Consider the following 6,149-nt stretch of genomic DNA (forward strand, 5'->3'; position numbering starts at 1 on the left):
AAGAATATTGAATTTTCGGATCATGACCTTAACCAAACGGAATGGTCTGAAGGTCTTCCGTCACTTTTCGCAGGCATTTCAGAAAGAATGACAAGGTCGGATTCGTGTCAACCTGATCGCTGCGCCAGAAGCACCGTGCCTCGGACAGGAGGCCTCGGGTGTCCAATGGAAGCGAAACGATGTCGCCGCGTGCCGCATGGGCCTGAGCCAGGCGTTGCGGCATGAGACCCAGTGCGGGGATCGCCTCCAGCAGGGCGAGGTTTAACGTCAACGACAAGGAGGCAATCGTGTTGGCCGGGGGGGTCAACCCGTACCCGGAAAAAAGCGCATCAATCGCGCGCCGTGCAACCGAGTTAGCCTGAGGCAGAATCCACGGAAAATCTACTACATCGCCCCAGTCCAGGTCAGCCCGTTTTGCCAGCTGGTGATTGCGCCCGGCCACGACTATCACCGGTTCCGCAAACAGGCCGAGCTGCGCAATGCCGGGCAGTTCCTGGGGCTGCCAGATCCGGGCGATGAGGACATCCAGCTCACCGGTCTCCAGTTCGGGCAGAAGTTCGACGAAATGGCCTTCTTTTATCGAGATGCTGGCCTGCGGCGTGCTGCCTTTGAACAGCGCAATGGCGCCGGGCAAAAGGGTGGGAGCAACCGAACTGACAACCCCCACTGAGACCGATCCTGAAACCCCGCTCGCCATGGCCTCGATGTCAAAGGCAGCCCGGTCAAGCTGATTGAGCGCCTGCCTGGCGTATTCTGCGAGCCTTTGCCCGATCGGCGTCAGAAACAGCCGGTTCCGCTCGCGCGTCACGATGGGGGCGCCGACGATCCTCTCAAGTTCTGCAATCTGCTTGGACACGGCGGGCTGTGAGACATTGAGCGCCTCGGACACCCGCGCGACCAACTTCAGATCTGACAAGGCGGCAATCACCCGCAAGTGGCGGATCGTGATGGCCTTCTGGAACGTGAGGTTTGGAATGGTCAATACTCCCGGATCTCTTTGTGTCGACACTATCATCATGACTTGCATGTATGAACACTGGCCGAGCTGCGGCTCAGCAGGGAGGACTGGAGGGAATGGAAACCAGCGGGCGGAAGGACGTGCCTTGGTTAGAACGCCGCTCCCACACAAGAGTTTCAGCAAAAGCCAGCTTGCTTTCGGCCGGACGGTACGAACCGCGGCCCCGGACTGCCGTTCGCGCCAGGCGTGACGAAGGCATGGTCGGCCCAGTGCCGACGTTCATGGTCCGCGCAGCGAATGACGGCTCCGAGCCCATAGTGCAGTATTTCCGCAATGCAGCTAATGTCGGCTTTCAGGTTTCAATTGCCGAATACTCATCGGTGGGCGATCAACTGGTCACCAAGGCGACGTCACTTTCGCAGTGGTTTCCGTCTTCCATCATCACCAGCACTTTGATGTATCAACTGGCCATCCGTTCTTCGTGGGCGAAGGGGCTGAGGCCAAGCCATTTCTGCATGCAATTTGCGATCTCGGGGGTGCCCGTCAGGACCATCCGTCCGCCTTCCACCGCTTTCTCGACGGAATCGACGCCCATCCATATTGCAGTCATGGTTCGCAGGTGACTTTCCGCGTAGAGGTCAACTTCGTGACCTGGGTCAGTATAACAAGCCTCAACGCCGGTATTTGGATCCACCAGAAGCCAGTTATTTTGCTTTGCGGTCGCAAGATCATTGAACACGAACTGAAGGCACACTCGTTTCTTGGGCAACGGGTCAATGTTTAGGCCGCGGTGCATGTCCCAGATCAGCAGTTCTGGGTCGAGATTGTCGAGCGAAAGCCCGCTTTCGACCCATCGTTGCCCCCACACACCGATCCCCATGATAAGGGGCCTCAATTCTTCGCCAGCCGTTGTCAGACGATATTCTTTGACGCCTTTGTCTGTCTTGGCGGACTTGATCACGCCTGCCGCTTCCAATTCGCCCAAACGCTTTGATAGAAGCGAAGGCGACATGCGCGGTAGGCCACGCCTAAGGTCATTGAACCGCGTGCTGCCGCACAGGAATTCCCGCAGTAAAAGAGGCGTCCAGCGCGAACATAAGATCTCCGCTGCCATCGCAATCGGGCAAAACTGACCGTAACCACCACTCATGATATCACTCCTTTTTGGCTGCCAAAGCATCATCTTGAGCGTAGTCGGGATTGCAAATTGTAGCCAGTACAGTTTCTGGACTATCGCCACGGCGTCGTCCGCGTGATCCTGATGTTGCATTTTGATGGAACGGAGAATTCGCTATGAACAAATCTATTGATCGCGCAAGAACCGCTGCCGACCTGAATGAGACTGCCAAAACTCTGGCAAAAACATTCGCTGCAAGGGCCGCTGACCATGATGACAATGACAGGTTCATCGACGTCAATTACGCCGACCTGAAAAGCGCCGGACTGATTTCGGCAGGTGTTCCTGTCGAGCTTGGCGGCGGTGGGGCCGACGTGCGCGCGCTGTGTGACTTGCTGCGCATTATCGCTGGGGCCTGCGGGTCTACTGGGCTTGCCCTATCAATGCATACCCACCAAGTCGCAATCCCCGCTTGGCGTTGGCATCATCAGGACACTGCGCGTCCCATGGTCGAACCACTCCTGCGGCGAGTTGCCGACGAAAAAATTGTGCTGGTGAGCTCGGGCGGATCAGATTGGATTGGTGGCTCCGGCACAGCCGAAAAAGTAGACGGCGGGTATCGGATTACCGCCCGAAAGGTGTTCTCGTCCGGCGCGCCTGCGGGTGATCTGCTCATGACTGGTGCCATTAGTGACGACGACGGAAAAAAGACGGTCCTGCATTTCGGCGTCCCACTTGCCGCGCCCGAAGTCACTGTGCTGGATACGTGGCGCACCATGGGCATGCGCGGCACCGGATCGCACGACATAACAATCGACGGGTTGTTCGTCGCGGACGACAAAATCCCACTCAAACGCGCAGCAGCCGAGTGGCACCCGGCGTTTCAAATGATCGCCACCATCGCGTTTCCGCTGATTTATTCAGTGTATCTGGGCATTGCCGAAAGCGCGCGAGAAATTGCAGTCGACATTGCCGCAAAGAAACCGGTCTGCAACCGCACCCAGTCTATTGCCGGACGTATGGATACGGCTTTGGCCACCGCACGCATGGCGCAAACCTTTATGATCGAAGCTGTCGAGCGCAACGCACCCTCGGCAGAGACCATCAATGACGTGATGATTGGCCGACGTCTGGTCGAAGAAAACGCGATACGGACGGTGGAGCTGGCTATGGAGTTGGCTGGCGGCGCGAGCTTCTATCGCAAGACTGAGCTTGAGCGGCGTTTCCGCGACATTCAGGCCGCGCGGTATCATCCGCTGCAAAAAGAGGTGCAGGCCGAATATGCCGGAGCAATGGCACTGAGACAGCCAATCGATCAAATATTTTAGCGCCGTACTTGTTCAAGTTCGAGTAAACTCAGCACGTCGGGGCTTAGCACAACAAAAAGGAAATCGTCATGAAAGTCGCAGTTGTCCAGGAACCGCCCGTCTATCTGAACCTCGCGGCCAGTATGGAGCGTGCGATCAACCTTGTCGCGCAGGCCGCAAAAGATGGTGCCAAATTGATGGTCTTTCCCGAAACATGGTTTCCCGGATACCCGACGTTTTGCTGGCGACTGTCGCCGGGCGCGGACATGGGCAAGACGGATGAATTGTTTGCGTTGTCACAAGCCAATTCCATTGACCTCAGCCGCAATGGCATGGCCCCGTTGCAAGAAGCCGCCGCAGAGCACGAGATGGTCATTGTGGTCGGCTATCAGGAGATCGACGGGGATGTATCGGGCTCGACGATTTTCAATTCCTGCGCGATCATCGATGCCGACGGTCGGATCATGAACAACCATCGCAAGCTGATGCCGACCAACCCCGAACGCATGATTTGGGGCTTTGGCGACGGGTCTGGCCTGAACGTGGTCGAAACTGCGGTCGGGCGTATCGGCGCGCTACTGTGTTGGGAAAACTACATGCCCTTGGCGCGTTATGCGCTTTATGCACAGAATATCGACATCTACGTCGCCCCGACCTGGGACACAGGTGACACGTGGCTTGCCACGATGCAGCACATCGCGCGCGAGGGCGGGTGTTGGGTCATAGGATGCGCAACTGCGCTTGAGGCGTCTGACATTCCCGAAGGTATCCCTCATCGCGACATTCTATTCCCGAACAACGATGAATGGGTCAATCCCGGTGACGCCGTCATCTATAAACCCTTCGGTGGAATCGCAGCCGGTCCGATGCATCGCGAAAAGGGGCTTCTTTGGGCCGATATAGATGTATCCGCTGCCCGCGCCTCACGTAGAAAATTCGATGCAAGTGGCCACTACGCCCGCCCGGATGTATTCTCGCTCACCGTCGACAGAAGCCGAAAAGTGCCGGTTTCATTCAGCTGACCGACTGTCGCTAATTGCAGCTACGCATGCATTTCACACGCTCAATTGGCAGGGGTATTTTCAACATGGGCTCGGTCCGAACGCGTTGATAGCAGCCATTCGTGCGCGCGCGGCGAAAGCTCGCTTCGTCCCGCGAAGCTGACTTTTCTTTCGTCCGCAGCGAATGGCGGCTCCCCTGAAGGTTTTTCGATGCGGGCCGCGGCGCGACGTGGGCGGCCGGGAGGTGGCGGCTCGCGTTGACAAACCTCGGAAGGAGGAAGCCGCGGGGGGCTTGGATCAGGCTATGGGGAAAGTGCGCGGACGGTCGGGGCGACGGCTGCATCCGGGATGCGGCTGGTGACGAGGCAGATGCCCGATACGTTCGCAAAGACGGCCGATGATCCCGACAAGGCTGTGCGTTTTGGAGTTATTGCCGGCTCGTGCCACGCTGGAAGTAAGCGAGCACACGCTGTTCGGGCCGGGTCTGTGAGACTTTAGCCGGTGGTGCTCCGTGATGGATGACGGGCGATACATCATGCGGCCTGCTCCCTCGGTGGCGCGCGCGACATCGGTATCTGCCCGCGCCGGAAGATCTCGATGATACGCATGGGTCCGCCGCAGCAGGGGCATGGCTCGCGCAGGGTGAGCGAAGCCTCGGCCTGCGGCTCCGGCACGGTGACCTGTTCAGGCTGCTGAACGCAGAGCAAGGCGCGGATCTTGGTGATGTTGGTCTTGCGGGTCGAACTGGCCAGCAGGCCGTAATGCCGGATGCGGTGGAAGCTGTCAGGCAGGACATGGATCAGGAACCTGCGGATGAACTCGGACGTGGCCAGCCGCATGACCTTTTGCCGGTCGCCGCACCTGATCCTGTAATCCTTCCAGCGGAACGCCACCGTTTCGGCGTCGGCGCTGATCAGGCGATGGTTCGAGATCGCCACACGGTGGGTGTATCGGCTCAGGTAGGCCAGCACCGCTTGCGGGCCGCCGAAGGGCGGCTTGGCGTAGACCACCCATTCAGATTTACGGAACGGCGCAAGCCAGGAGGCGAAGGCATCCTCCTTGGTCAGCCGTTCGAGATCACCGTAGAAGGCCAGTTCCCCGGCGCGGTGTAGGGCCATCAGCCCTTCGAGGAACAGGCGACGGAACAGTCGCGACAATATCCGCACATGCAGGAAGAACCCGGGGCGGCAAGCCACCCACTGGGTGCCGTCCGGTGACAGGCCACCGCCCGGAACAATCATGTGGATGTGGGGATGGTGCGTCAGCGCCGAGCCCCAGGTGTGGAGCACGCTGGTGAGGCCCACCCGCGCGCCCATACGTTTGGGATCGGCCGCGATCATCATCACCGTTTCCGCCGAAGCCTTGAACAACAGCCCATACACTGCCCTCTTGTTCCAGAAGGCGATCTGCGCGATCTCCGCCGGCAGGGTAAAGACCACGTGGAAATACTCCACGGGCAACAGATCCTCGGCGCGCGCCGCCATCCAGTCGCGCGCCGCCGGTCCCTGACACTTGGGGCAATGGCGGTTCTTGCAGCTATTGTAGGCGAGATGGTGGTGGCCGCACTTGGCACAGCCCGCCACATGCCCGCCGAGCGCTTCGGTCCGGCAGGCTTCAATCGCCGACATCACCTTGAGCTGGGCCAGGCTGACATGCCCCGCATTGGCCCGCCGCCACGCAGGACCATGGGCACGGAAGATGTCAGCGATCTCCAGCTTGGGCCGGGGCACGCGCCCCAGGTGCTATTCCAGCCCTCGTCGCAGGGT

At 59.2% G+C, this 6,149-nt stretch carries 5 protein-coding genes; 2 read left to right on the forward strand and 3 right to left on the reverse strand.

Features of this window, described 5'->3' with window-relative positions:
* Positions 1-28 precede the first annotated feature (28 nt).
* Both ACXYMN_RS04855 and ACXYMN_RS04860 read right to left on the reverse strand, forming a co-directional pair.
* On the reverse strand, positions 29-982 hold the full coding sequence (locus tag ACXYMN_RS04855; protein WP_459012328.1) for a LysR family transcriptional regulator: 954 nt from the start codon (positions 980-982) through the stop codon (positions 29-31).
* Between the two features lie 436 nt (positions 983-1,418).
* A complete protein-coding gene (locus ACXYMN_RS04860) occupies positions 1,419-2,108 on the reverse strand; it encodes a winged helix-turn-helix transcriptional regulator (RefSeq protein ID WP_459012329.1) in 690 nt (229 codons plus the stop codon).
* A 143-nt stretch (positions 2,109-2,251) separates the two neighbouring features.
* On the opposite strand from ACXYMN_RS04860, the gene ACXYMN_RS04865 reads away from it, so the two are divergent.
* Together ACXYMN_RS04865 and ACXYMN_RS04870 are read left to right on the forward strand one after the other, a co-directional pair.
* Positions 2,252-3,403, forward strand: a complete 1,152-nt coding sequence (locus ACXYMN_RS04865) for an acyl-CoA dehydrogenase family protein (protein ID WP_459012330.1) — start codon at positions 2,252-2,254, stop codon at positions 3,401-3,403.
* 68 nt (positions 3,404-3,471) lie between these two features.
* Entirely contained in the window at positions 3,472-4,404 is a 933-nt protein-coding gene (locus ACXYMN_RS04870; protein WP_090211335.1) for a carbon-nitrogen hydrolase family protein, read from the forward strand.
* A gap of 512 nt (positions 4,405-4,916) precedes the next feature.
* On the opposite strand, the gene ACXYMN_RS04875 is transcribed toward ACXYMN_RS04870, so the two are convergent.
* Entirely contained in the window at positions 4,917-6,113 is a 1,197-nt protein-coding gene (locus tag ACXYMN_RS04875; protein WP_459012331.1) for an IS91 family transposase, read from the reverse strand.
* Between the last annotated feature and the right edge of the window lie 36 nt (positions 6,114-6,149).

Source organism: Roseivivax sp. CAU 1753, assembly GCF_054482575.1.